This is a genomic window from Micromonospora sp. NPDC048947, from assembly GCF_040649495.1.
In the GTDB taxonomy this organism is placed as follows: domain Bacteria; phylum Actinomycetota; class Actinomycetes; order Mycobacteriales; family Micromonosporaceae; genus Micromonospora; species Micromonospora alfalfae.
This window is the reverse complement of the sequence record NZ_JBEZFO010000001.1, coordinates 460,844-483,070: the sequence shown is the minus strand read 5'-3', so window position 1 is coordinate 483,070 and position 22,227 is coordinate 460,844. Positions and strand designations below refer to the sequence as shown.

Sequence of the window (22,227 nt, the reverse complement as noted above, 5' to 3'; positions counted from 1 at the left end):
TTTGGCAATTACCAAACGTAGGCATCTTCTGGTTGATCAGGAGCCATTCGTCGGTGGTGACGGTCATCGGCGACCGGCTAGGGTTCCGGAATGTTCCGCGCCGTCGTGTTGATCGCTGCTGGGGTGCTCGCCGCGGATCAGCTCACCAAGTACTGGGCCGAGTCCGCGCTCTCCGGCGGGCAGACCATCACCGTTCTCGGTGACCTGCTGCAACTGCGACTCCTGTACAACCCGGGCGCCGCCTTCTCGATCGGGTCCACGTACACCTGGATCTTCGCGGTGGTCGCGGCGGCGGCGGTGGTCGCGGTGACGGTCGTGGCGTGGCGGGTCACGTCGCGCGCCTGGGCGGTGGCGTTGGGCCTGGTGCTCGGCGGCGCGGCGACGCACCTGCTGGACCGCCTCTTCCGGGATCCGGGGTTCGCGCGCGGGCACGTGGTGGACTTCATCGACTACGCCGGGTTCTTCGTCGGCAACGTCGCCGACATCGCCCTGGTGGTCGGCGTGGGCATCGTCATGCTGCTCAACGTGCGCGGCATTCCGCTGCGCGCGACCGCCACCCCCGGCGAGAGCCGCAGCGACGAGCAGGTGCCCTCGTCAGACGCCTGAGCCGCCCGCTGGAACGGCTTCGTCGTCCGGGCTGATCAGGACGACCTCCAGCCGGCGCGGGCCGTGCACTCCCTCCACACGGTTGAGTTCGATGTCGCTGGTGGCGGACGGGCCGGAGATCCAGGTCAGCGGGGCGTGCGGGGCCAGTCGGGTGAGCGCCTCCGGCAGCAGTCCGACGACCTGGTCGGTGCGGACGACGCAGATGTGCCGGTCGGGCACCAGGGTGAGCGCGCGCCGCCCCTGCGTCGGGCCGGCGTCCAGGATGATGGTGCCCGTGTCGGCGACCACGACGGCGCAGCCGGTCAGGACCGCGTCCAGGTCGTCGAGCGCTGCCGGCGACAGCGGGGGCGTGTCGCGGTGCACCTCTCCGGCGTAACCTTCCAGCCAGTTCGCGGGGACGTCAGTGGGGACGGCGAGCCGGTCGACGGCGCCGAGCAGTCGGGGTAGGGCGTCGATGCCCCTGTGGACGACGGCCCGGTAGTCCTCCAGGCGGTCGACCAGGGTTTCGATCACGTCGGAGCGGTGGTCGACCCGGCGGTACCCGCGGGGCACCTGCACCGGCGGCGGGCTGTCGGCCAGCGCGGTCCGGAGCCGCGCCAGGATCTCGTCACGGGCGCTCACTGCTTTCCCCACCATTCCCTGAAGGTCTGCGGCGCGGGCAACGGCAGGTCGCGCGACCGGGTCCACGCCGAGGCGGGCCAGGGCAGTCGCCGCAGCGTTCGAGCGCCGGTGCGCCGCTCACGGTACGCCCCGAAGGGCCCCGCGCCGGCCCGAGCCAGGCGCAAAGCGGCGGCCCACCGTCGAGGGCTGCGCATCACCCAGGACAGGACGCGCATGGCGGCCCGTTCGACCGGCGGGTGCGGTGCCTGCTGGCGGAGATGAACCAGGATCTCCGGGATGTTGATCTTCACGGGGCAGACGTCGTAGCAGGCGCCGCAGAGGGTCGACGCGTACGGCAACGAGGCATTGTCGGCCACACCGGTCAACTGCGGCGACAGGATCGCCCCGATCGGCCCCGGATACACCGAGCCGTACGCGTGCCCGCCGGCCCGCTCGTACACCGGGCAGACGTTGAGGCACGCGGAGCAGCGGATGCACGACAACGCCGGCCGCCCGACCGGGTCGGCGAGCACCGCGGACCGGCCATTGTCGACGAGCACGATGTGCACGTCCTGCGGGCCGTCGCCGGGGGTGACGCCGGTCCACATCGAGGTGTACGGGTTCATCCGCTCGCCGGTCGAGGATCGCGGCAGCAGTTGCAGGAAGACCTCCAGGTCGGTGAAGGTCGGCAGCAGCTTCTCGACGCCGACGACGCTGATCAGCGTCTCGGGGAGGGTGAGGCACATGCGGCCGTTGCCCTCGGACTCCACCACCACGAGTGTGCCGGTGTCGGCGACGGCGAAGTTGGCGCCGGAGACGGCGACCCGGGCCGAGAGAAAACGCCGTCGCAGGTGGGCGCGGGCCGCCTCGGCCAGCGCGGCCGGTTCGTCGCTCAGGTCGGCCGGCGCGTCGGCCATGCGACGTTGGAAGATCTCCCGGATCTGGGCCCGGTTGTAGTGGATCGCCGGCACCAGGATGTGCGAGGGGGTGTCGTCGCCGAGTTGCACGATCAGTTCCGCCAGGTCGGTCTCGTACGCGGCGATCCCGGCGGCCTCCAGCGCCTCGTTGAGCTCGATCTCCTGGGTCGCCATCGACTTGACCTTCACGACCTCGTCGGCCCCGGTGGCCCGGGTCAACGCGACAACGATCCGGCACGCCTCGGCCGCGTCGCGGGCCCAGTGCACTGTGGCGCCGGCAGCGGTGGCGGACGCCTCGAACTGCTCCAGCAGCTCCGGCAGGCGACGTTGGACGTCCGCCTTGATCGCCGAGCCGGCGTCCCGCAGGGCCTCCCAGTCGGGTACCTCGTCGACGACCCGTGCTCGCTTGGCCCGGATGGTGCGGGTGGCCCTGTGCAGGTTGGCCCGGAGTTGCGTGTCGGCGACGGCCGGCTTGGCGGCGGTGGGGAACGGCAGCGGGGTGCGGATCCGTCCGCCCCCGGTGGCGGGTGCGACCGGATGGCTCATGAGAGGGCTCCCGTCTCGGCGAGAATCTCGGCGTAGTGCACGGCCCGTACGCCCGAGCGGTGGCGGTCGAGACCGCCACCGATGTGCGCCAGGCAGGAGTTGTCGGCCGCGGCGAGCACCCGCGCGCCGGTGTCGCGGACCCGGGCGCACTTGTCGGCGAGCATCGCTGTGGAGACGTCCGGGTTCTTCAGTGCGAACGTGCCGCCGAAACCGCAGCACTCCTCGGCGTCGCCCAGCTCGACCAGCTTGATCCCGCGCACCTGGCGCAGCAGGGTCAGCGGCCGGTCGCCGAGGCGCAACATGCGCAGGCCGTGGCAGGTCGGGTGGTAGGTGACCGTCTCCGGGAACTCCGCGCCGACGTCGGTGACGCCGAGAACGTCGACGAGCAACTCGGACAGCTCGTACGTGCGGGCGGCCACCGAGGTGGCGGCCGGGTGCAGGCGCGGGTACTGGTCGCGGATCATCGCGGTGCACGACCCGGACGGCGCGACGATGGCGTCGTAGGAGTCGAAGACGTCGACGTAGTTACGCACCATCGGCACGGCCCCGGACCGGTAACCAGTGTTGGCGTGCATCTGCCCGCAGCAGGTCTGCTCGGCGGGGAAGTCGACTGTGTGGCCGAGTCGCCGCAGGATGCGGGTGACCGCGATGCCGGTGGCCGGGAAGGCGAGGTCGTTGACGCAGGTGATGAAGAGGGCGATCCGCACGGCGGCTCCTCGGATGGGTGGGGGTGGGTCACGCCGAGTCGCGCGGTGTCGCGGGGACGGGGAGCTGGTCGAAGGCGGGCAGGTGACGCTCCCGGGCGGCGCTGAGGTGGGCGCGCATCGCCCCGGTGGCGGCTGCCGCGTCACCGGCGACGATGGCGGCGGCGATGCGCTGGTGCTCGGTGTTGGTGTCCGCCGCGCCGGCGACCGGAAAGTACAGCCGGTGCAGGTGCAGGTGTGAGTGCAGCCGCGTGATGCTGTCGCGCAGCAGCGGGCTGCCGGAGACCTCGGCGATCAGGTCGTGGAACCTCGCGTCCAGCGCGGTGAACGCGGCGTGCCGGCGATAGCCGTCGCCGGCCTCCACGTCGATGCTCGCCGCCGCCTCGGCACTGATCCGTTGGCGGGCCTCGGCGGAGGCGTGGGTGGCGGCCCGTCCGGCGGTGGCGCCCTCCAGCAGTTGGCGCACGTCGAACAGGTCGTCGAACTCGGTGCGGCTCAGCAGCGGCGTGGTGGTGTAGCCGGAGAGCGGGCGTTTCCGGACCAGGCCGTCGGCCTCCAGCCGGGCGAGGGCCTCGCGGACCGGGGTGGGGGAGACGTCCAGCTCCCGGGCCAGCGCGTCGATGTTGACCCGCTCACCGGGGGGAAGGATGTGGTCCATGACCAGCGTCTTTATCGACTCGTAGACGTCCTCGGTGAGGGTGAGTCGACGGGCGGGACGAAGTCGACCCTCGCGAGGTTCCTGCTGGGCCATCTCGTCTCCTCAGCAAGCCCTTGACTGTGCCGGTGTGAGCGAGTACACACGAGCCAAACAACATCCTATAGGAAATTGGGTCCGTTGCGACCCATGCGCTGGAGGTCGGTTCGTGAGATTCATGCGCGTCGGGCCCGTGGGGCGGGAACGCCCCGTGCTGTACGTCGACGGGCGGCACTTCGACCTCTCGTCGCTCACCGTCGACATCGACGGCGAGTTCCTTGCCGGCGACGGCGTCCGGCGGGCCCGCGAGGCCACCGACCTGCCCGAGATCGACGTCACCGGTCAGCGGGTCGGTGCGCCGATCGCCCGGCCGGGGGTGGTGCTCTGCGTGGGGCAGAACTACGCCGCGCACGCCGCCGAGTCCGGTGCCGCCCCACCGACCGACCCGATCATCTTCTACAAAGCGCCCAACACCGTCGTCGGCCCGTACGACGAGGTTCTGATCCCGCGCGGCTCGGCGAAGACCGACTGGGAGGTGGAGCTGGCGGTGGTGATCGGCCGACCGGCCCGCTACCTCGCCTCACCGGCCGACGCCCTCGGGCACATCGCCGGGTACGTGCTGTCCAACGACGTCTCCGAGCGGGACTTTCAGCTCGCCGTCTCCGGCGGCCAGTGGTCGAAGGGCAAGTCCTGCGAGACGTTCCAGCCGCTCGGCCCGTGGCTGGTCACCACCGACGAGATCGGCGACCCGCAGGCGCTGCGGCTGCGCTCCTGGGTCAACGGCGAGCCCCGCCAGGACTCCAGCACCAAGGACATGATCTTCGACGTGGCGCACCTGGTCTGGCACCTGTCTCAGTACACAGTCCTGGATCCGGGCGACGTCATCAACACGGGCACCCCGCAGGGAGTGGCACTCTCCGGACGCTTTCCGTACCTGGCCGCCGGTGACGTGATGGAGGTCGAGATCGACGGCCTCGGTCGGCAGCGCAACACGCTCCGGGACGCCTGATGCGGTGCGACGGTCTCGTGGCGGTGGTGACCGGAGGTGGCTCGGGGATCGGCCTTGCCTGCGTGCGGGCGTTCGTCGCCGCCGGTGCCCGGGTGGGTGTCCTGGACCTGGAGCTGTCCGGTCTGCCGGAGGATCCCGACGTCCTCGGCGTCCGGGCGGACGTGGCCGACCGGTCCTCCCTCAGCGCGGCCGTCGCCTCGGTCGCGGAGGCGTTCGGCGGCATCGACATCCTGGTGAACAACGCCGGCATCTCGGCCGTGGGCACTGTGGAGGAGGACGACGACGAGCAGTGGAGCCGGGTACTCGACGTCAACGTCTCCGGCGTGGCCCGAACCAGCGCCGTCGCCCTGCCGTACCTGCGTCGGTCGTCGTCCGCGGCGATCGTCAACATCTCCTCGATCGCGGCGACTGTCGGCCTGCCCCGACGCGCCCTGTACTCGGCGTCGAAGGGCGCTGTGCACGCCCTCACCCTCGCCATGGCCGCCGACCTGGTGACGGAGGGCGTCCGGGTCAACTGTGTGGCCCCCGGCACCGTGGACACACCCTGGGTGGCCCGCCTGCTCGCCGGCGCGCCCGACCCGACGGCCGAGAAGCGGCAACTGGCCTCCCGGCAACCGACCGGCCGCCTGGTGACAGCCGACGAGGTTGCTGCCGCCGTCGTCTACCTCGCCTCGCCCGCGACCGGGTCGGTGACCGGTTCGTCGCTGCCGGTGGACGGCGGCATGTCCGGCCTGCGCCTGCCCGCCCGGGTCCCGCCCGTGGCCGGCACTGCCGAACCGGGCGCGTGACATGATTGCGGGATGGGGAAACAGCAGGACGTCGGTGCAGCCGACAGTCACAGCGGGTCCGGCACCACCGCCCACCGTCCGATCGGTGGCAGCGCTGACGCTCGGCTCGCCCTCGCTCAGGACCCCACAACGCCACAAATGACCCTTATCGACCTGGCATCCGATCCGTCGGTCCTGGTCCGCAAGGCGGTCGCCTCTCGGGCCGACGCACCCGCGCAGGCCCTCCGACCGCTCACCCGCGACCATGATCGTCAGGTCCGGGAGGCCGTGGCGAGGAACCCCTCCACCTCGATCGCCAACCTCATGCGCCTGGTCAAGGACGCCGACCGGTGGGTCCGCTGGGCGGTCGCCGGCAACCCGGCCTGCGACGAGTCGATCCGCCAGGTCATGTCGCAGACCTCGGACAAGGAGCTTCGCGGTCTCCTCGCGGAGAGTCGTGACCTGGAGCCGGAGCTGGCCGCCAAGCTGATCGGCGACGTGTCACCCGAGGTACGGGAACGACTCGCCACGCACACCCACGACCCCGACGTGATCAACGCCCTGCTGGCCGATCGCACCGCACGCGTACGCAAGGGGGTTGCCCGCAACCCGCGCACCACCGCCGAGCAGCGCAGCGCGCTCGCCGCGGACCCGGTGGTCGACGTCCGTGCCGCGCTGGTGCGGGCCGTCGAGCTGGACGAGGCGGACCTGACCCGCCTGGTCGACGACCGCGCGGTGCAGGTCCGACTGGCGATGGCGACGTCCGAGTTCGTTCCGCCGCACATCCGGCAGGCCCTTACCCGTGACGCCGACGAGATGGTGGCCAGCGCGGCACGGGACTACCGCCCCGGCGCCGGCAACGCCTCCGCCGTGCGGGCACCCCGCATCGCGCACCGGCCCTCCGCCGGTGCGGGCCGATCGGGTGGCGGCACCGCCCGGTAGGACCGCCCCGCCGCCCCGCCGCCCCGCCGCCCCGCCGCCCCGCCGCCCCGCCGCTGCGAGCGGCGGATGCGCCAGCGAGCGTCATGACTCGCAGGTACTCACCATCTCGATCAGACCCGGGTGATGAGTTGTCGCGTCCGCGCCCGTCATACCTACGACAGGACATGACGAGGCGGAAGGATGACGTGATGAGTGCGGACACGCGGCTGGAGGAGCTGGGCGTGAGCGGTCTGGGCGAGGTCGACGAGCCGGCGTTCGTGGGGCTGGCGCAGCGGCACCGGCGGGAGCTGCACGTGCACTGCTACCGGATGCTCGGGTCGTTCGAGGACGCCGAGGACACAGTGCAGGAGACGTTCCTGCGGGCCTGGCGGCGACGGGAGACGTTCGAGGGGCGGTCGACGTTCCGGGCCTGGCTGTACCGGATCGCCACCAACGCCTGCCTGGACCTGCTCGCCAGGCGCCGCCCGGAACCGGCGACCGGCGGCGAGGTGCTGTGGTTGCAGCCCTACCCGGACCGGCTGCTCGACGAGCTGCCCGCAGCCGACGCGGACGAGCCGGAGACCGTCGCCGTCGCGCGGGAGACGATCGAGCTGGCGTACCTGGTAGCGGTCCAGCACCTCGCGCCGCGTCCGCGGGCCGTGCTGATCCTGCGCGACGTGCTCGGCTGGCCGGCGAAGGACGTCGCGGAGCTGCTCGGAGACTCGGTCAACTCGGTCAACAGCGCCCTGCAGCGGGCTCGCGCTGGGATGCGGGAGCACCTGCCCGCCGAGCGGCAGGACTGGACCGGTGGCGAGGAGGACGCCGGCACACGCGAGCTGGTGCGCCGCTTCACCGACGCCAGCGTGACCACGAACATCGACGCGCTCGCCACCATGCTGCGCGACGACGTCCGCTGCTCGATGCCGCCCACGCCGGGCCTGTACGTCGGCCGCGACGCGGTGGTGAACAACTGGGTCGAGGATGGCTTCGATGGCATGACGGGCCTGCGTGCGGTCCCCACCTCGGTGAACCGCCAGCCCGCCGTCGCCTTCTACCACTGGCGCAAGCAGGACGGCGCGTACCTGCCGTTGACGATCGACGTCCTGCGCATCACCGGCGGCGCGATCACCGAGATCGTCACGTTCCACGACGACCAGTTCCCACGGCTCGGGTTGCCTGACCGCCTGCCGGCGGACGGCACGGAGTAGTCCCGTGTGGACGCTCACGCTGCGCCGTGGCGCGCGTGCCGCGGTGGTCACGGCGGAGTGGTACGACGCGTTCGGCGTCGTCACCAGTGGGCGGGTGCAGCTGGAGTTGCGCGACGGCGAACCAGGGCCGGTCCTCGGCCGCGATGCCGGGTTCTGGCTGCGCGGCACCGGCGTCCGCGCGCTGCGCAACCCCGGCCGCCGCACGGCGAGGGTGCGTGTCTTCACGCCCGGGGCCGTCACACGCCAGTCAACACATCCTGTACGCCAGCCTCATCATGAGGGAGACGACATGAACAGCACGAAGGACACCGAGACCGTCGCCGGCCCGACATCGGGCCGCCCCAGCTTCCCCCACCGATTCCGCGGGCTCATCGGCACCGGCGTGATTGCCACGCTCGCGGCGATGGTGACCACCACCGTCGCCGCCGCGCTGGCCCGGGCCGCCGGCGTCGACTTCGAGATCCCCGATGGCGGCGAGACGATTCCGTTGTCCGGGTTCACCGTGGTGACCGGCTTCTTCTCGGTAGTGGGCGTCGTCATCGCCGTGGCTCTGCTCCGGTGGAGCGCTCGGCCCGCCGACCGGTTCGTCTGGACGGCCGTGGCGCTGAGCGCGCTCTCGCTGGTCCCGGCCCTCATCTCGGGGGCGAACGCGGCCACCATCACCGCTCTGCTCGGGCTGCACCTCGTCGCCGCGGCGGTGATGATCCCCGTCCTGACCCGGAGCCTGCGCACCCGGACCAATTGACGCTGACAGTCTCCGTTGCGCGGGTGGGCGGTCACTCCGGTGGCCGCCCGCCCGGTGATGATGGTGGTGCGCTTCTCGTCCGCACTGTCGGCTCGGAGAGTACAACCCGGGTACGCAGGATGGTCGTGATGTATTCACATGTGTCGTCCCGATTCCTCCTAGGCTAGGAATGCCCAGCTTCTGGGCGTACGTCGTCAAGGGAGGATCAGCGGTGCGAATCAGGAGATCAGGGTCCACGATCGTCGCGATGGCAGTGGCGACAGTGGTCGTCATCGCGGGGGGTGTGTTCGCCGGCAGCACGGCGAGCGCCGCCGAGCCCTCCCCGTTCACCGTCGTGGAGGGTTCGATCCGTACGGCGACCGGCACCCCGGTGCCCGCGTCCGGCACGCACGCCTCGCTCTGGGGCAACTCCAGCTACGCCAGCACCAGCATCAGTGGCTCCGGTCGGGTGCTGATCGGGGCCATCGGCGACAACTGCCAGGGCTGGCCGACCGTCCGGGTGACTGTCGACGGCGTCAACGTCGGCCAGACCACAATCGTCAGCGCGACCAGCTACGGCACCTATCCGGTCGGCACGGCGGTCGGCGGGGGTCAGCACACAGTGCGGATCCAGTTCGTCAACGACTTCAGGGCCGACTCCTGCGACCGCAACGTTCATGTCGCGTACGCGCTGATGGAGACCGCGGGCGCCACCGACCCGAAGTTCAGCTTCGCCGTCCTGCCGGACACCCAGCAGGAGGTGCTCAACAGCTCGGACACCCGATTCCTCAACCGCACGAACTGGTTGGTGCAGAACCGGTCCGCGCTGGACCTACGCTTCGTGACCTCCTCCGGCGACGTGGTCAACTGGGACACCCCGGACCACGCGCAGTACGTCATCGCCCGTAACGCGATGCGACCGATCGAGAACGCGGCCATCCCGTACGCGCTGGCGCTCGGCAACCACGACACCCAGGCGACCGGCGTCGGCGGGTCGGCCCGCGACCCCGCCCGCACCCGCGAACTCATCCGCGACACCAGCGTGTTCAACCAGTACTTCACGGTCGGCCAGTACCGCGCGGTCCGGGGGCAGTTCGAGGCCGGCAAGGTCGACAACTCGTATTCGACCTTCACGGCCGGTGGCGTGCAGTGGATGGTGCTGACCCTGGAACTCTGGCCCCGGGTCGCGGCCGTGAACTGGGCCAGGAGCGTCGTCGCCGCCAACCCCCGGCACAACGTCATCGTGGTCACCCACGACTACATCGACGGCAACGGCGCCATCGAGCAGAGCGCCGGGTACGGCGCGACGAGCCCGCAGTACCTCTTCGACAACCTGGTCAAGCAGTACGCCAACATCCGGTTCGTCTTCTCCGGTCACACCGGCATCGCCGCCAACCGGGTCGACACCGGAGTCAACGGGAACAAGATTTATTCGTTCCTCCAGACGTTCCACTCCAACAGCACCAACCCGGTACGTCTGGTCGAGGTCGACACCGCCGCCAACTCGCTGCGGACCTGGATCTACGCGCCGTACACCAACCGGTCGTTCACCGAGTACGACAGGTCGTTCACGGGCATCGGCGTGGTCCGCTGAGGCGTATCCAGTGGGCTCAGGCTGCGTGATCGACTCGGCTTCACTGATGTCGGGGCGCGCCGGTCTGTTCCCACAGCGACTTCATCTCGTCGAAGGCCTGCTCCATCAGCCGCACCATCGCCTGCCGGGCACGCTCCCCGTCGCGTCGCTGGATCGCCTGGGCGACGTCGGCGTGCATCTGGAGGGCCTGCTCATGCGGGTGGTGCGGCATGAGGTGGTGCTTGTGCCGGCCGGTGAGCACCTCCGCGACCAACTCCTGGAGCCGGACGAACATCTCGTTGCCGGAGGCGAGCAGGACGAGCCGGTGAAACTCGATGTCGAGGTGCAGGAAGCGCTCCTCGTCGCCGGCCTCGCCGGCCGCCCACATCTTCGCCGCCAGCCCGACGAGATCGCTGGCCTCGTCCCGGCCGATCCGGCTGGCCGCCAGGTAGGCCGCGTGCGGCTCGACGGCGGTGCGCAGCTCGGTGATCGAGCGGAGCTGGGCCATCCGGCCGGCCGAGGCGAGACGCCAACGGATCACCTGCGGGTCGAAGACGTTCCACGCGCTCGCCGGTCGGATCATCACACCTACCCGTCGGCGCGCCTCGATGAATCCGATCGAGGCCAGCACCCGTAGCACCTCGCGCACGACCGAGCGGGACACGGCGTACCGGTCGACCAGCTCGTCGATGTTGAGGACCGATCCGGGTGCCAGCTCGCCGCCGCAGATGGCGGTGCCGAGGTGGTCGAGGACGCGCGCGTGCAGCCCGGACTCGGCGGGGAGGGTCGGAGCGGCTGCAACCTCTGGTGAGGACGGTTCCACTCAAAGATCATATCATTTGTATCTACCTCTTGAGGTAATCAGCTTTTTCGGCCTAGCATCCGGTTGTTAAGCGGATGTAACGCCGAGGTAGCGGCTCTTACAAGGGCGGCGGCCACGACAGAAGGAGAGACAAGCGTGCGACGTCGATCGATAATCGGCACTTCTCTGGCTGTGGTCGCCGCCATGAGCCTGACCGCCTGTGGCGGCGACGACGGCGGCGAGGGCTCGAAGACCCTCCGAGTGACACTGGTCAACCACGTGTGGACAGAGAACATCAAGAAGGTCCTGCCGGAGTTCGAGAAGCAGTCCGGGCTCACTGTCGAAGTCACCCAGCTCGGTGAGGACCAGCTCTCCGACCAGTACAACGTCAAGCTGAACGCCGGGTCCGACGACCTCGACGTGATGATGTACCGGCCCCTTCAGGAGGGGAAGCTGTTCGGCAAGAACAAGTACCTCGCCGACCTGAGCGAGAAGGTCAAGTCCGACAGCGCCTTCGAGTTCGGTGACTTCCAGGCCGGGCCGCTACAGGCGACGACCTATGAGGACAAGGTCGTCGGACTGCCGATCATCACCGAGCAGGAGGTCCTCTACTACCGCAAGGACCTGCTGACGAAGTCCGGCTTCACAGCGCCGCCCAAGACCCTCGACGAGCTCAAGGCGCAAGCCGCCAAGATCGAGGCCGACAACCCGGGCGTCGCCGGCTTCGTCGCTCGTACCGGCAAGGCCGCAGCGGTCACGCAGTTCTCCAGCTTCCTCTTCAGCTTCGGCGGCGACTTCGTGGACGCCAGCGGCAAGGCCACTGTCAACACCGAGCAGGCCAAGCAGGCGTACGCCTACTACGGCGGACTTCTCAGGGACCACGGCCCGGAGAACATCAGCACCGACATGAGCTGGTCGGAGGCGATGGCGATCTTCACGCAGGGCAAGGCCGCCTTCTACACCGAGGCCAACTCGCTCTACAAGAACGCCACCGACCCGACCAAGTCCAAGGTCGTCGACTCCGTCGGCTTCGCCGCGTTCCCGGCTGGCCCGGCCGGATCGAAGCCGTACAACATCCCGTCCTGGGCGCTCGGCGTGAACGACAGCTCGGAGAACAAGGACAACGCCTGGAAGTTCATCCAGTGGGCCGCAGGCAAGGAGCAGGCGCTGGCGCAGCAGACGGCCGGCGTACCCGGTGCCCGCACCTCGGTCTGGGCGAACCCGGCGGGTACCGCCTCCTACCCGAAGGACCTCGCCGAGGCCAACACGGTCAGCACCGCCAACGGGGTCGGTCACGACCGTCCGCTGGTGGTCAAGGTGGCCCAGGCGCGGGAGATCGTCGGCCAGCCGATCGTCGACGCGATCACCGGCAAGGACGCCGCCAGCTCGGCGGACACGGCGAACGCGGCGTTCCAGAAGTTCCTCGACGACGAGGCGAAGTAACCAACGCGCGGGGCGGCGGAGCCGACGTGCTCCGCCGCCCCGCCGGGACCTGGCCCCCGAACCCGGAGACCCCTCATGTCAGCCGTCATCACCCCCCGCACCGACACGCCCGAGGCCCCTCCGGCGGCCCCGGAAGACTCCGCCTTGTCACGGTGGGCGAACGAACACCGCAAGTGGCTCTTCGCGGCACCCGCCATGGCGTTCGTCGCCGTGCTGATCATCTTTCCGGTGGCGTGGACCGGCTACCTGAGCCTGACCGACGCCGAGGGCTCGGTACGCGCCGAGTCCGAGTTCATCGGCTTCCAGAACTACCTCGACGTGCTCACCGACACCGACCGGTTCTGGCCGGCGGTCTGGCGTACGGTCCTCTTCACCGGCGTCGTGTTGTTCTTCGAGGTCGTTCTCGGCATGGCGATCGCCCTGCTGCTGTGGCGGCCCTTCCGCGGTGAGAAGTGGGTCCGCGTCGCGATCCTGCTGCCGCTGGTGGCCACCCCGGTGGCGGTCGGCATGATGTGGCGCCTGATCTTCGACCCCAACATCGGGATGGCGAACCAACTGCTCGGCTGGATCGGCATCGGCCCCCAACCCTGGCTGGCCGGGCAGCACTCGGCCCTGCCGACGACGATGTTCATCGACATCTGGCAGTGGACGCCGATGGTGGTGCTGATCCTGCTCGCCGGGCTCACCTCGCTCTCCGACGAACCTCAGGAGGCGGCCCGGATCGACGGCGCCAGCAGCTGGCAGCGGTTCCGGCACGTCACCCTTCCGCTGCTGATGCCCACGGTGATCGTCGCCATCCTGCTGCGCGGCATCGACGCGTTGAAGACGTTCGACATCCTCTACGCCACAAAGGGGCGCGGCGGCGGTTCCTTCCACGAGGTCGAGACCCTCAACGTCTACGCGTACGGCCTCAGCTTCGACTACAACGACTACGGCGTCTCGTCGACAGTCCTCATCATCTTCTTCCTGATCATCATCGGGGTGATGTGGGCCCTCACCTATCGCAAGAAGGGGCTGGGCCGATGAAGCCGAGCAAGCCGTACCGGGTGTTCCGCAACTCGGCTCTCGTCGTCGTGGTGTTCGCGCTGATGGCACCCCTGCTGTGGATGATCGCCGCATCGTTCAAGACCAACGTGGACATCTACGACACGGCCAAGGCGTTCGTCTTCTCGCCCAGCCTGAAGAACTACGAGACGGTTCTCCAGCAGGCGAACTACCTCGAGTTCATCGGCAACAGCCTCTGGGTGGCGTTCGCGGCCACCACGCTCTCGCTGCTGCTGGGGGTGCCCGCCGCGTACTCGATGAGCCGGTTCAGCATGAAGAAGTCCGCGCTCGTCGTGCTCATGGCCCGGGTCATCCCCGGCGTCTCGCTCCTGGTGCCCTGGTACTACGTCTTCTCGAACCTGAAGATGGTCGGCGGATTCACGGTGCTGATCCTGAGCCACATGTTCGTGTCGCTGCCGCTGATCGTCTACATCATGATGGGGTACTTCGACGGCCTGCCGGCCGAGTTGGAGGAGGCCGCGCTGGTCGACGGGCTGACCCACATCGGCGCGTTCCGACGGATCACACTGCCGCTGTCGGTGCCCGGCGTCGCGACCGCCGGCATCCTCTCCTTCATCTTCTCCTGGAACAACTTCATGTTCGCCCTGGTGCTCTCCGGCTCGGACACCAAGACACTTCCCGTCGCGATCTTCGACTTCGTCGGCTATGCCAGCATCGACTGGGGCGGCCTGATGGCGGCCGCGACAGTGGTCACCCTGCCGATCATGTTGATCGCCCTGTTCGTGCAGAAGTACGTCGTGTCCGGCCTCACCGCCGGTGCCACGAAGGGCTGACCGGGACATGACGACGATCGCGAAGGTGGAGACGTTCCTGGTCGCGCCCCGCTGGCTGTTCGTCCGGATCGAGACGGTGTCCGGCATCGTCGGCTGGGGCGAGGCGACCTGCGAGGGCAGCTCCGAGACCGTGCGCACGGCCGTCCACCAGCTCAGCGAGCTGCTCACCGGACGGGACGCGCTGCGCATCGAGGACCACTGGCAGGTGCTGACCAAGGGGTCCTTCTACCGGGGCGGCCCGATCCTGGCCAGCGCGGTGTCCGGTCTGGACCAGGCGCTCTGGGACATCGCCGGTAAGCACTACGGCGCCCCCGTGCACCAGCTCCTCGGCGGGCCGGTCCGGGACCGGATCCGGGTCTACGGCTGGATCGGTGGCGACGAGCCCGCCGAGATCCGCGACCAGATCAGCGCCCGGATCGAGGCGGGCCTGACCGCGGTGAAGATGAACGCGTCCGGGCGGATGGGCGCGCTCGCCTCGGTTGCCGACCTCGACGCGGTGGTGCAGAGGGTGGCCGTCGCCCGCGAGGTCCTCGGCGACGACCGCGACGTCGCTGTCGACTTCCACGGTCGGTTCACACTCGCCAACGTCCGCCGGGTCGCCCCGCTCCTGGAGCCGTACCGGCCGTTCTTCCTCGAAGAACCTGTGGTGCCGGAGAACTCGCACCTGATCGGCGAGGTCGTCCGCTGCACCACCACCCCCATCTCGACGGGGGAGCGGCTCTACAGCCGGCAGGAGTTCCTGCCCGTGCTACAGGCCGGCATCGCCGTCGCTCAGCCGGACCTCGCGCACGCCGGCGGCATCACCGAGGTTCGCAAGATCGCCACGTTGGCCGAGCTGTACGACGTGCAGCTCGCCCCGCACTGCCCGCTCGGGCCGATCGCCCTCGCCGCCTGCCTCCAGGTCGGCTTCGCCACACCCAACTTCCTGATCCAGGAGCAGAGCATCGGCATCCACTACAACCAGGGCGCCGAGGTGCTCGACTACTGCCTCGACCAGACTCCGCTGACCTTCGTCGACGGGTACGTGCAGCGGTTGACCGCGCCCGGTCTCGGTATCGAGATCGACGAACACGCCGTGCGGACCGCTGACAAGCGCGGCCACGCCTGGCGCAGCCCGACCTGGCGGCACCCCGACGGCTCCTACGCGGAGTGGTGAGACCCCGACCGGCGAGAACGAAAGGCACCCCGTGAAGATCGTCGCAGCAGACATCATCGTGACCAGCCCCGACCGGAACTTCGTCACCCTCAAGATCACCACTGATGAGGGCATCACCGGCCTGGGCGACGCCACGCTCAACGGCCGCGAGCTCTCCGTCGCCTCGTACCTGCGTGACCACGTCGCCCCCCTGCTGATGGGGCGGGACCCGCACCGGATCGAGGACACCTGGCAGTTCCTGTACCGGTCGGCGTACTGGCGGCGGGGCCCGGTCACCATGGCGGCCATCGCGGCGGTGGACGTCGCGCTCTGGGACATCAAGGCGAAGGCCGCCGGCATGCCGCTGTACCAACTGCTGGGCGGCGCGTCGCGCACCGGCATCATGGCGTACGGGCACGCGTCGGGGCGCGACATCCCCGAGCTGTTCGACTCGATCCGCCGCCACCTCGACGAGGGCTTCCGGTCGATCCGGGTGCAGACCTCGGTGCCGGGGATCAACGCGGTCTACGGCGTGGCCGCGCAACCCAGTTCCACCGGCCAGCGCTACGACTACGAGCCCGCGCAGCGCACCCCGCTGCCCGCCGAGGAGGACTGGGACACCCGCGCGTACCTGCGCCACCTGCCGTCGGTCTTCGAGGCGGTGCGTGGCGAGTTCGGCCCGGAGTTGCCGCTGCTGCACGACGGTCACCACCGGATGACCCCGATCCAGGCCGCCAAGCTCGGCAAGGCCCTCGAACCGTACGACCTCTTCTGGCTGGAGGACTGCACCCCGGCCGAGAACCAGGAGGCGCTGCGGCTGGTCCGCCAGCACACCACCACCCCGCTGGCGATCGGTGAGGTCTTCAACACGGTCTGGGACTACCAGACCCTGATCCGGGAGCAGCTGATCGACTACGTCCGGTCCGCTGTCACCCACACCGGCGGCATCACCGCCATGCGCAAACTGCTCGACTTCGCCGCCCAGTACCAGATCAAGTCCGGCATCCACGGCCCCACCGACATCTCCCCGGTGGGCATGGCCGCGGCCCTGCACCTGGACCTGGCCATCCACAACTTCGGGATCCAGGAGTACATGAAGCACACCCCGCTGGCCAACGAGGTGTTCCGGCAGTCGTTCACCTTCACCGACGGCTACCTGCACCCGGGCGACCAGCCGGGGCTCGGGGTGGAGCTCGACGAGGAGGCGGCGGCCCGGTTCCCGTACGAGCCGGCGTACCTGCCGTTCAACCGGCTCAAGGACGGCACGGTCCATGACTGGTGAGCGGCGCGGCGCCCGGCCCACCCGGCACGTCGTGGTGATGGGCGTCTCCGGGGCCGGCAAGACCACTGTGGCGCGTGGGATCGGCGCGGCGACCGGGCTGACGTTCGCCGAGGCGGACGAGTTCCACTCCCCGCAGAACGTGGCGCGGATGCGCTCCGGCGTACCGCTGGACGACGCCACCCGGTGGCCCTGGCTGCGGGACATCGCCGGGTGGATCGCCGATCGCGGCGCGGAGGGCCGCTCGACGGTGCTGGCCTGCTCGGCGTTGAAGCGGTCGTACCGGGACGTGCTCCGTCAGGGCCCGCTCCGGGTGGACTTCGTGCACCTGGACGGGCCGGAGGAGGTCATCCGAGCCCGACTGGCCCGGCGCGAGGGGCACTACATGCCGGCCAGTCTGCTGGAGTCGCAGCTCGCCACGTTGGAGCCGGCCGAGCCGGACGAGTCGGTGCTCGTACTCGATGTCTCGTTGGCGCCGGAAGCCCTGGTCGCGGCGGCCGTCAAGGGCCTTGGTCTGCCCGCTTCGGTGCCGGTGGGGGAGCAGCGGGACCGTGCGTCCGATCCCACTTCGGGGGCATGTTAGGTTAGCCTTCCCTAAGCGTAAGTGGAGTCTGTCGCCGTGCCCTCATCGATCCGAGCATGACAGTCGCCGAGACCACCGGTGGGGTGGTGCTCCGTCGCGCGCTGCGTCGGCAGCGCGCCCGGGTGGCCGCCGGCATCGCGCTGCTCTGCACCCACCAGGCCACCGAAGCCCTCGTCCCGGTGGCCATCGGCGTGGTCATCGACAGTGCGGTGGCCACCGGGGACGTCAGCGCCCTGCTGCTCTCGCTGGCCGGCCTGGCCGCCCTGTTCACAGTGCTCGCCTTCGCCTACCGGGCCGGCGCGCGACTGGCGTTCGCCGCCGTCGAACACGAGGCGCACGCCACCCGGGTCGAGATCGTCCGCAGCGCCCTCGACCCGCGCGGACGAAGGTCAGGCATGCGTGACGGCGAACTGCTGTCAGTGACGGCCTCCGACGCCGAGCTGTCCGCGCTCGTCGTACGGGTCGCGGGACTCACCGCCGCGGCGCTCACCGCCATCGTGGTCGCGGCCGTCGCGCTGCTCGTCGTCGACATCCCTCTCGGCCTCGGGGTGCTCATCGGCGTACCCCTGCTGGTCGTCGCCCTCCAGCGGATGGCGCCGCTGCTCACCCGGCGCAGCACGTCGCAGCAGGAGGCGCTCGCCGCCACGACCGCCCTCGCCGTCGACCTCGTCAGCGGCCTGCGCGTGCTGCGCGGCATCGGCGCACAGGACCACGCCGCCCGCCGGTACGCGGGAGCCAGCCGTCACGCGCTCGACGTCACCCTGCGTGCCGCCGCCACCAAGGGTCTGCACCTCGGACTCACCACCACTGTCAACGGCCTGTTCCTCGCGACGGTCGCCGGATTCGCCGGTTGGCTCGCGTTACAGGGCCGGCTCACCATCGGCGAGCTCGTCGCCGTGGTCGGGCTGGCCCAGTTCATCGCCGAGCCGGTGCAGACGCTCGGGTACTGCGTCCAGTTGTTCGCCATGGCCCGAGCCTCCGCGGGGCGGGTCGCCCGGGTCCTCGGCGCCGCGCCGGTCGTCCAACCGGGCGACGCCGGGCCGCCCACCCCGACTCCGTTCCGGCTCGCCCTCGACGGCGTCTCGTACGCGGGCCTCGACGACGTCAGCCTGCGCGTCCGCGCCGGTGAGATCCTTGGCGTGCTCGCCTACGACCCGGGCGAGGCCGAGGCGCTGGTCGCGCTGCTGGCCGGTCGGGTGCCCCGCGCGGATCGCCGGGGTACGGTCCGCGTCGACGGCGTGCCCGCCGACGAGCTGCACATCGACGCCGCGCGCGCCGTGGTCCTGGTCGAGCAGCATGACGTGGCGCTGTTCGAGGGGACGCTGCGCGCCAACCTCAGCGCCGGGGCCTCCGTCGACGACGAGGTGCTGCGTGCCGCAGTGCGGGCTGCCGCAGCCGAGGACGTGCTCGCCGCGCACCCGCACGGATTCGACCGTCTGCTCACCGAACGCGGGGCGAACCTCTCCGGTGGGCAGCGGCAGCGGATCGGGCTGGCGAGGGCGCTGGTCGCCGACCCGCCGGTGCTGGTGCTGCACAACCCCACCACGGCGATCGACGCGGTGACCGAGGGGTTGCTCGCCACCAGGCTGGCCGAGGCTCGCGGGGCGGGCACCAGTGGCACGGTGCTGATCACTACGAGCCCCGCGCTGCTGCGGATCACCGACCGGGTCACGGTGATCGACCGGGGACGGGTCGTCGTCGAGGGTCCGCACGAGCGGTTGCTCGCCAGCGACGCCCGCTACCGGGAGGAAACCCTGCGATGACGTCCGAGCCGACCACCCGGCAGCTGCTGCCGACGGCCACCGGCCGGCAGACCTGGGCCACCCTCCGTGGCGAGCTGGCGCTCCTGCCGAGGCTCAGCGCCGTCGCCGGCACGTTGCTCATCGCCGCCGCCGCCACCGGGCTGGTCGCCCCCTGGGTCCTCGGGCGCCTCGTCGACGACGTCATCGCCGGGACCGACACGCCCCGGGTGATCGCCTGGGCCGCCGTGATCGCGGGCGCGGCAGTGCTCGCCGGGCTCCTCACCGCAGTCGGAGCGGCGGTCGCCGCGCGTCTCGGCGAGACAGTGCTGGCCCGACTCCGGGAGCGGGTCCTCGACCGGGCCCTGCACCTGCCCTCGGCCACCCTGGAGCGGGCCGGGACCGGGGACCTGGTGGCCCGCGCCGGCGACGACGTGGCAGTGGTGACGAACGTGATCGCCACCAGCGGCCCCGCCTTCCTCGGCGCGCTGCTGTCCGTCGTGCTGACCGCTGCGGGGCTCTTCGCCCTCGACTGGCGGCTCGGCATCGCCGGGTTGGTCGCCGCCCCGGCGTACGCGGTGGCGCTGCGCTGGTATCTCAAGCGTTCGGTGCCGTACTACGCCCGCGAGCGGGTGGCGACGGGCGAGCGCGCGCAGGCGACGGCCGAGGCGCTGCGGGGCGCGGCCACGGTGCGCGCCTACCGGATGGAGGACGCCCACGTCGCACGGATCGCCGAGCGCTCCGGCGTCGCCCGCGACCTGTCGCTGGAGATCTTCGGTCTCTACACCCGCTTCGGGCTGCGCATCAACCGCTCCGAGTTCGTGGGGCTCGCCGCCGTGCTGCTCGCCGGCTTCCTGCTGGTCCGCGGTGACCTGGCCACCGTCGGCGCCGCCACCACTGCCGCCCTCTACTTCCACCGCCTCTTCAACCCCATCGGCCTGCTGCTGTTCGAGTCGGACTCGGTGTTGCAGGCCGGGGCCAGCCTGGCCCGACTCGTCGGGGTCACCACCCTGCCGGACACCGCGGCCCCCGCCGGCACCGAGCCCAACCGCCACGACCGGGGCGCACCGGCGGCACTGGAGGTGACCGTCCGGCAGCACCGCTACGACGACGGGCCGGTGGTGCTGCGGGACATCGCCCTGCGTCTCGCCCCCGGGGAGCGCGTCGCCCTGGTCGGCGCGAGCGGCGCGGGCAAGAGCACCCTCGCCGGCATCATCGCCGGCATCATCGCGCCCACCGACGGCGCGGCGACCCTGCGCGGCGTGCCGCTGACACAGCTCGACGAGCACCGCCTCCGCCGCGAGATCGCCCTGATCAGCCAGGAGGTGCACGTCTTCGCCGGGCCGCTCGGCGACGACCTGCGCCTCGCCGACCCGGACGCCACCGACGCCGAGATCGCCGCCGCCCTCGACCTCGTCGGCGCCACCGAGTGGGTGCGGACCCTGCCGGACGGCCTCGCCACAGCGGTGGGGGAGGGTGGGCGGCAGCTCACCTCGGCCCAGGCCCAGCAACTCGCGCTGGCCCGCCTGATCCTCGCCGACCCGGCAGTGGCGGTCCTCGACGAGGCGACCGCCGAGGCGGGCAGCGCTGGCGCACGCGACCTCGACCGCGCCGCCGTGGCGGCCACCGAGGGCCGTACCACGCTGATCGTCGCCCACCGACTCAGTCAGGCCGCCACCGCGGACCGCATCGTCGTCCTCGACCAGGGGCGCGTCGCCGAGCACGGCACGCACGCCGAACTGCTCAGGGCCGGGGGCGGGTACAGCAAGCTGTGGCGCTCGTGGAGCATGCCCGACCCGGTGGTCCCGCGAGAACGTGAGAGCGCGGACCAGCCCGTCCCGCGCTGAGCGGCCCCGGTTCCGGCCACCTCGGACATCCGCGAGATCAGCCGAACCTGGGAACCTCGGGAACTTTTCCGGACCGGCCGGCGACCACCAGAGTGCGCGGCCGACCGGCGGCGTTCCGACGACGGCATCTCGGCATGAAGGAGCGCCCGTGGCACACAGGACGGTGGTCTGTGCGGAACGGCGTCGCTGACGACGAGCAGGTGACCCGGTGGGCGCGGGAGGCGGGCCAGGGTGACCGGCAGGCCGCCACGGCGTTCATCCGGGCGCTACAGGACCAGGTCTGGCGGTTCCTGTCGCACCTGGCCGGGCCGGGAGAGGCCGACGACCTGACCCAGGAGACGTTCCTACGGGCAATTCGCAACCTGCCCGGCTTCGCCGGCCGCTCGTCGGCCCGCACCTGGGTGTTCACCATCGCCCGGCGCGTTGCGGTGGATCACGTCCGGACGGCGGTGGCGCGGCCGAGGCTGGCGTCCGTGCCGGACTGGCAGGCGGCGGCCGAGACCGCCGGTGCGGTCATCCCCGGTGCCGACGAGGGCGTGACCCTGCACCAGTTGATCGCCGGGCTGACCCCGGAGCGCCGTGAGGCGTTCGTCGCCACCCAGGTGCTCGGCCTGTCCTACGCCGAGGCGGCGGACGTCTGCCAGTGCCCGGTCGGCACGATCCGTTCCCGGGTCGCCCGGGCGCGCGAGGATCTCGTCGCCGCCTGGCAGGCCGACACCGACCCGAGCCACGGGCGACGAACCGGCTGAGGCGACCCGAGGGCTGCGGGGGCAACCCCCGCTCGGTCGACAGGATGGACGGGGCGCACCTGGCTTCCTAGGATCACGCCGGTGAACACCGAACCTCTCAACATCGCCGGCGTAGCTGGCCCGATCGTCATCGCCACAAAGGCGTTCTTTGGCCACCCCGCCGTCACCGTCGGCGGAGTGCCGGCCCCCAGGACGGGCAGACATTACGCGTTGCCGACAGTGGACGGTGGTGTCGTCCAGGCCACGGTTCGCACAGTTCTCGCCGACCCTCACCCGACTGTGGAGGTCAACGGTGTGCAGCACCGCACCGGGCCACCCATGCCGATCCTCCTGCGCATCCTGGTTCTGCTGCCGATCCTGCTGTTCACCGTCGGCGGCATCCTGGGCGCGTTGGTCGGGGCATTGGGCGTCTGGGGGAACCTGACGATCGCCCACACCCGGATGGCACCCGCCGTCAAGGCGCTCGCCATGGTCGGCGTCGGTATCGGCACTGTCATCGTCTGGCTCGCTGTCGCCGTCGCGCTGAACGCAGCGCTCAGCTAG

At 70.7% G+C, this 22,227-nt stretch carries 22 protein-coding genes; 17 read left to right on the top strand and 5 right to left on the bottom strand.

Features of this window, described 5'->3' with window-relative positions; translation table 11 throughout:
* Positions 1-90: 90 nt before the first annotated feature.
* A complete protein-coding gene (locus AB0B98_RS02110) occupies positions 91-606 on the top strand; it encodes a signal peptidase II (RefSeq protein ID WP_357360131.1) in 516 nt (171 codons plus the stop codon).
* On the opposite strand, the gene AB0B98_RS02105 is transcribed toward AB0B98_RS02110, so the two are convergent.
* Genes AB0B98_RS02105 through AB0B98_RS02090 form a run of 4 tightly spaced genes read right to left on the bottom strand, consistent with a single transcriptional unit; the run spans position 595 to position 4,124 of the window.
* Positions 595-1,227, bottom strand: a complete 633-nt coding sequence (locus AB0B98_RS02105) for an LUD domain-containing protein (RefSeq protein ID WP_357360129.1) — start codon at positions 1,225-1,227, stop codon at positions 595-597. The genes AB0B98_RS02110 and AB0B98_RS02105 overlap by 12 nt on opposite strands.
* Positions 1,224-2,669 carry a LutB/LldF family L-lactate oxidation iron-sulfur protein gene (locus tag AB0B98_RS02100; protein WP_357360127.1) on the bottom strand — a complete coding sequence of 482 codons (1,446 nt, stop codon included), beginning with the start codon at positions 2,667-2,669 and terminating at the stop codon, positions 1,224-1,226. Before AB0B98_RS02100 ends, AB0B98_RS02105 begins: the two co-directional genes overlap by 4 nt.
* Positions 2,666-3,376 (bottom strand): (Fe-S)-binding protein, encoded by a 711-nt coding sequence (locus AB0B98_RS02095; protein WP_357360125.1) that lies wholly within the window; start codon positions 3,374-3,376, stop codon positions 2,666-2,668. Before AB0B98_RS02095 ends, AB0B98_RS02100 begins: the two co-directional genes overlap by 4 nt.
* Before the next feature lie 28 nt (positions 3,377-3,404).
* Positions 3,405-4,124 (bottom strand): GntR family transcriptional regulator, encoded by a 720-nt coding sequence (locus AB0B98_RS02090; RefSeq protein WP_357360124.1) that lies wholly within the window; start codon positions 4,122-4,124, stop codon positions 3,405-3,407.
* Positions 4,125-4,236: 112 nt separating this feature from the next.
* On the opposite strand from AB0B98_RS02090, the gene AB0B98_RS02085 reads away from it, so the two are divergent.
* The 6 genes from AB0B98_RS02085 (at position 4,237) to AB0B98_RS02060 (ending at position 10,290) form a co-directional block, all read left to right on the top strand.
* Positions 4,237-5,076, top strand: a complete 840-nt coding sequence (locus AB0B98_RS02085) for a fumarylacetoacetate hydrolase family protein (protein WP_357360121.1) — start codon at positions 4,237-4,239, stop codon at positions 5,074-5,076.
* On the top strand, positions 5,076-5,864 hold the full coding sequence (locus AB0B98_RS02080; protein ID WP_357360119.1) for an SDR family oxidoreductase: 789 nt from the start codon (positions 5,076-5,078) through the stop codon (positions 5,862-5,864). Before AB0B98_RS02085 ends, AB0B98_RS02080 begins: the two co-directional genes overlap by 1 nt.
* Before the next feature lie 12 nt (positions 5,865-5,876).
* Positions 5,877-6,785 carry a hypothetical protein gene (locus tag AB0B98_RS02075; RefSeq protein ID WP_357360117.1) on the top strand — a complete coding sequence of 303 codons (909 nt, stop codon included), beginning with the start codon at positions 5,877-5,879 and terminating at the stop codon, positions 6,783-6,785.
* A gap of 188 nt (positions 6,786-6,973) precedes the next feature.
* Positions 6,974-7,972 carry an RNA polymerase subunit sigma-70 gene (locus tag AB0B98_RS02070; protein WP_357360115.1) on the top strand — a complete coding sequence of 333 codons (999 nt, stop codon included), beginning with the start codon at positions 6,974-6,976 and terminating at the stop codon, positions 7,970-7,972.
* Positions 7,973-7,976: 4 nt separating this feature from the next.
* A complete protein-coding gene (locus AB0B98_RS02065; protein WP_357360113.1) occupies positions 7,977-8,717 on the top strand; it encodes a DUF6069 family protein in 741 nt (246 codons plus the stop codon).
* A gap of 247 nt (positions 8,718-8,964) precedes the next feature.
* Complete coding sequence (locus AB0B98_RS02060) at positions 8,965-10,290, top strand: carbohydrate-binding domain-containing protein (protein ID WP_357360111.1); 1,326 nt, start codon at positions 8,965-8,967, stop codon at positions 10,288-10,290.
* A 40-nt stretch (positions 10,291-10,330) separates the two neighbouring features.
* Here the strand turns inward: AB0B98_RS02060 and AB0B98_RS02055 are convergent, their stop codons facing one another.
* Complete coding sequence (locus AB0B98_RS02055; protein WP_357360108.1) at positions 10,331-11,092, bottom strand: FCD domain-containing protein; 762 nt, start codon at positions 11,090-11,092, stop codon at positions 10,331-10,333.
* A gap of 183 nt (positions 11,093-11,275) precedes the next feature.
* Between AB0B98_RS02055 and AB0B98_RS02050 the strand changes: the two genes are divergently transcribed.
* The 10 genes from AB0B98_RS02050 (at position 11,276) to AB0B98_RS02005 (ending at position 22,227) form a co-directional block, all read left to right on the top strand.
* On the top strand, positions 11,276-12,514 hold the full coding sequence (locus AB0B98_RS02050; RefSeq protein WP_357360106.1) for a sugar ABC transporter substrate-binding protein: 1,239 nt from the start codon (positions 11,276-11,278) through the stop codon (positions 12,512-12,514).
* A gap of 75 nt (positions 12,515-12,589) precedes the next feature.
* Positions 12,590-13,540 (top strand): sugar ABC transporter permease, encoded by a 951-nt coding sequence (locus AB0B98_RS02045; protein WP_357360104.1) that lies wholly within the window; start codon positions 12,590-12,592, stop codon positions 13,538-13,540.
* Positions 13,537-14,352 (top strand): carbohydrate ABC transporter permease, encoded by an 816-nt coding sequence (locus tag AB0B98_RS02040; RefSeq protein ID WP_357360102.1) that lies wholly within the window; start codon positions 13,537-13,539, stop codon positions 14,350-14,352. The genes AB0B98_RS02045 and AB0B98_RS02040 overlap by 4 nt, the downstream gene beginning before the upstream one ends.
* A 7-nt stretch (positions 14,353-14,359) precedes the next feature.
* Positions 14,360-15,508: a galactonate dehydratase gene (gene dgoD / locus AB0B98_RS02035; protein ID WP_357360100.1), complete on the top strand. Its 1,149-nt coding sequence runs from the start codon at positions 14,360-14,362 to the stop codon at positions 15,506-15,508.
* Between the two features lie 31 nt (positions 15,509-15,539).
* The gene (gene manD, locus AB0B98_RS02030; RefSeq protein WP_112619703.1) at positions 15,540-16,769 is read left to right on the top strand and encodes a D-mannonate dehydratase ManD; all 1,230 of its coding nucleotides are present in this window, start codon (positions 15,540-15,542) and stop codon (positions 16,767-16,769) included.
* A complete protein-coding gene (locus tag AB0B98_RS02025; protein WP_357360097.1) occupies positions 16,759-17,349 on the top strand; it encodes a gluconokinase in 591 nt (196 codons plus the stop codon). The genes manD and AB0B98_RS02025 overlap by 11 nt, the downstream gene beginning before the upstream one ends.
* A 56-nt stretch (positions 17,350-17,405) precedes the next feature.
* Positions 17,406-19,112, top strand: coding sequence for an ABC transporter ATP-binding protein (locus AB0B98_RS02020; protein ID WP_357360095.1), 1,707 nt, complete (start codon positions 17,406-17,408; stop codon positions 19,110-19,112).
* The gene (locus AB0B98_RS02015) at positions 19,109-20,935 is read left to right on the top strand and encodes an ABC transporter ATP-binding protein (RefSeq protein WP_357360093.1); all 1,827 of its coding nucleotides are present in this window, start codon (positions 19,109-19,111) and stop codon (positions 20,933-20,935) included. Before AB0B98_RS02020 ends, AB0B98_RS02015 begins: the two co-directional genes overlap by 4 nt.
* Positions 20,936-21,105: 170 nt before the next feature.
* Positions 21,106-21,684: a sigma-70 family RNA polymerase sigma factor gene (locus tag AB0B98_RS02010; protein ID WP_357360091.1), complete on the top strand. Its 579-nt coding sequence runs from the start codon at positions 21,106-21,108 to the stop codon at positions 21,682-21,684.
* 81 nt (positions 21,685-21,765) lie between these two features.
* The gene (locus tag AB0B98_RS02005; protein ID WP_238667708.1) at positions 21,766-22,227 is read left to right on the top strand and encodes a hypothetical protein; all 462 of its coding nucleotides are present in this window, start codon (positions 21,766-21,768) and stop codon (positions 22,225-22,227) included.

Coding starts and splice junctions, on each gene's coding strand:
- AB0B98_RS02040 (WP_357360102.1), top strand. CDS start 13,537: ATGAAGCCGAGCAAGCCGTACCGGGTGTTCCGCAACTCGGCTCTCGTC.
- AB0B98_RS02075 (WP_357360117.1), top strand. CDS start 5,877: ATGGGGAAACAGCAGGACGTCGGTGCAGCCGACAGTCACAGCGGGTCC.
- dgoD (WP_357360100.1), top strand. CDS start 14,360: ATGACGACGATCGCGAAGGTGGAGACGTTCCTGGTCGCGCCCCGCTGG.
- AB0B98_RS02070 (WP_357360115.1), top strand. CDS start 6,974: ATGAGTGCGGACACGCGGCTGGAGGAGCTGGGCGTGAGCGGTCTGGGC.
- AB0B98_RS02110 (WP_357360131.1), top strand. CDS start 91: ATGTTCCGCGCCGTCGTGTTGATCGCTGCTGGGGTGCTCGCCGCGGAT.
- AB0B98_RS02015 (WP_357360093.1), top strand. CDS start 19,109: ATGACGTCCGAGCCGACCACCCGGCAGCTGCTGCCGACGGCCACCGGC.
- AB0B98_RS02060 (WP_357360111.1), top strand. CDS start 8,965: ATGGCAGTGGCGACAGTGGTCGTCATCGCGGGGGGTGTGTTCGCCGGC.
- AB0B98_RS02100 (WP_357360127.1), bottom strand. CDS start 2,669: ATGAGCCATCCGGTCGCACCCGCCACCGGGGGCGGACGGATCCGCACC.
- AB0B98_RS02080 (WP_357360119.1), top strand. CDS start 5,076: ATGCGGTGCGACGGTCTCGTGGCGGTGGTGACCGGAGGTGGCTCGGGG.
- AB0B98_RS02020 (WP_357360095.1), top strand. CDS start 17,406: ATGACAGTCGCCGAGACCACCGGTGGGGTGGTGCTCCGTCGCGCGCTG.
- AB0B98_RS02050 (WP_357360106.1), top strand. CDS start 11,276: ATGAGCCTGACCGCCTGTGGCGGCGACGACGGCGGCGAGGGCTCGAAG.
- AB0B98_RS02090 (WP_357360124.1), bottom strand. CDS start 4,124: ATGGCCCAGCAGGAACCTCGCGAGGGTCGACTTCGTCCCGCCCGTCGA.
- AB0B98_RS02045 (WP_357360104.1), top strand. CDS start 12,590: ATGTCAGCCGTCATCACCCCCCGCACCGACACGCCCGAGGCCCCTCCG.
- AB0B98_RS02025 (WP_357360097.1), top strand. CDS start 16,759: ATGACTGGTGAGCGGCGCGGCGCCCGGCCCACCCGGCACGTCGTGGTG.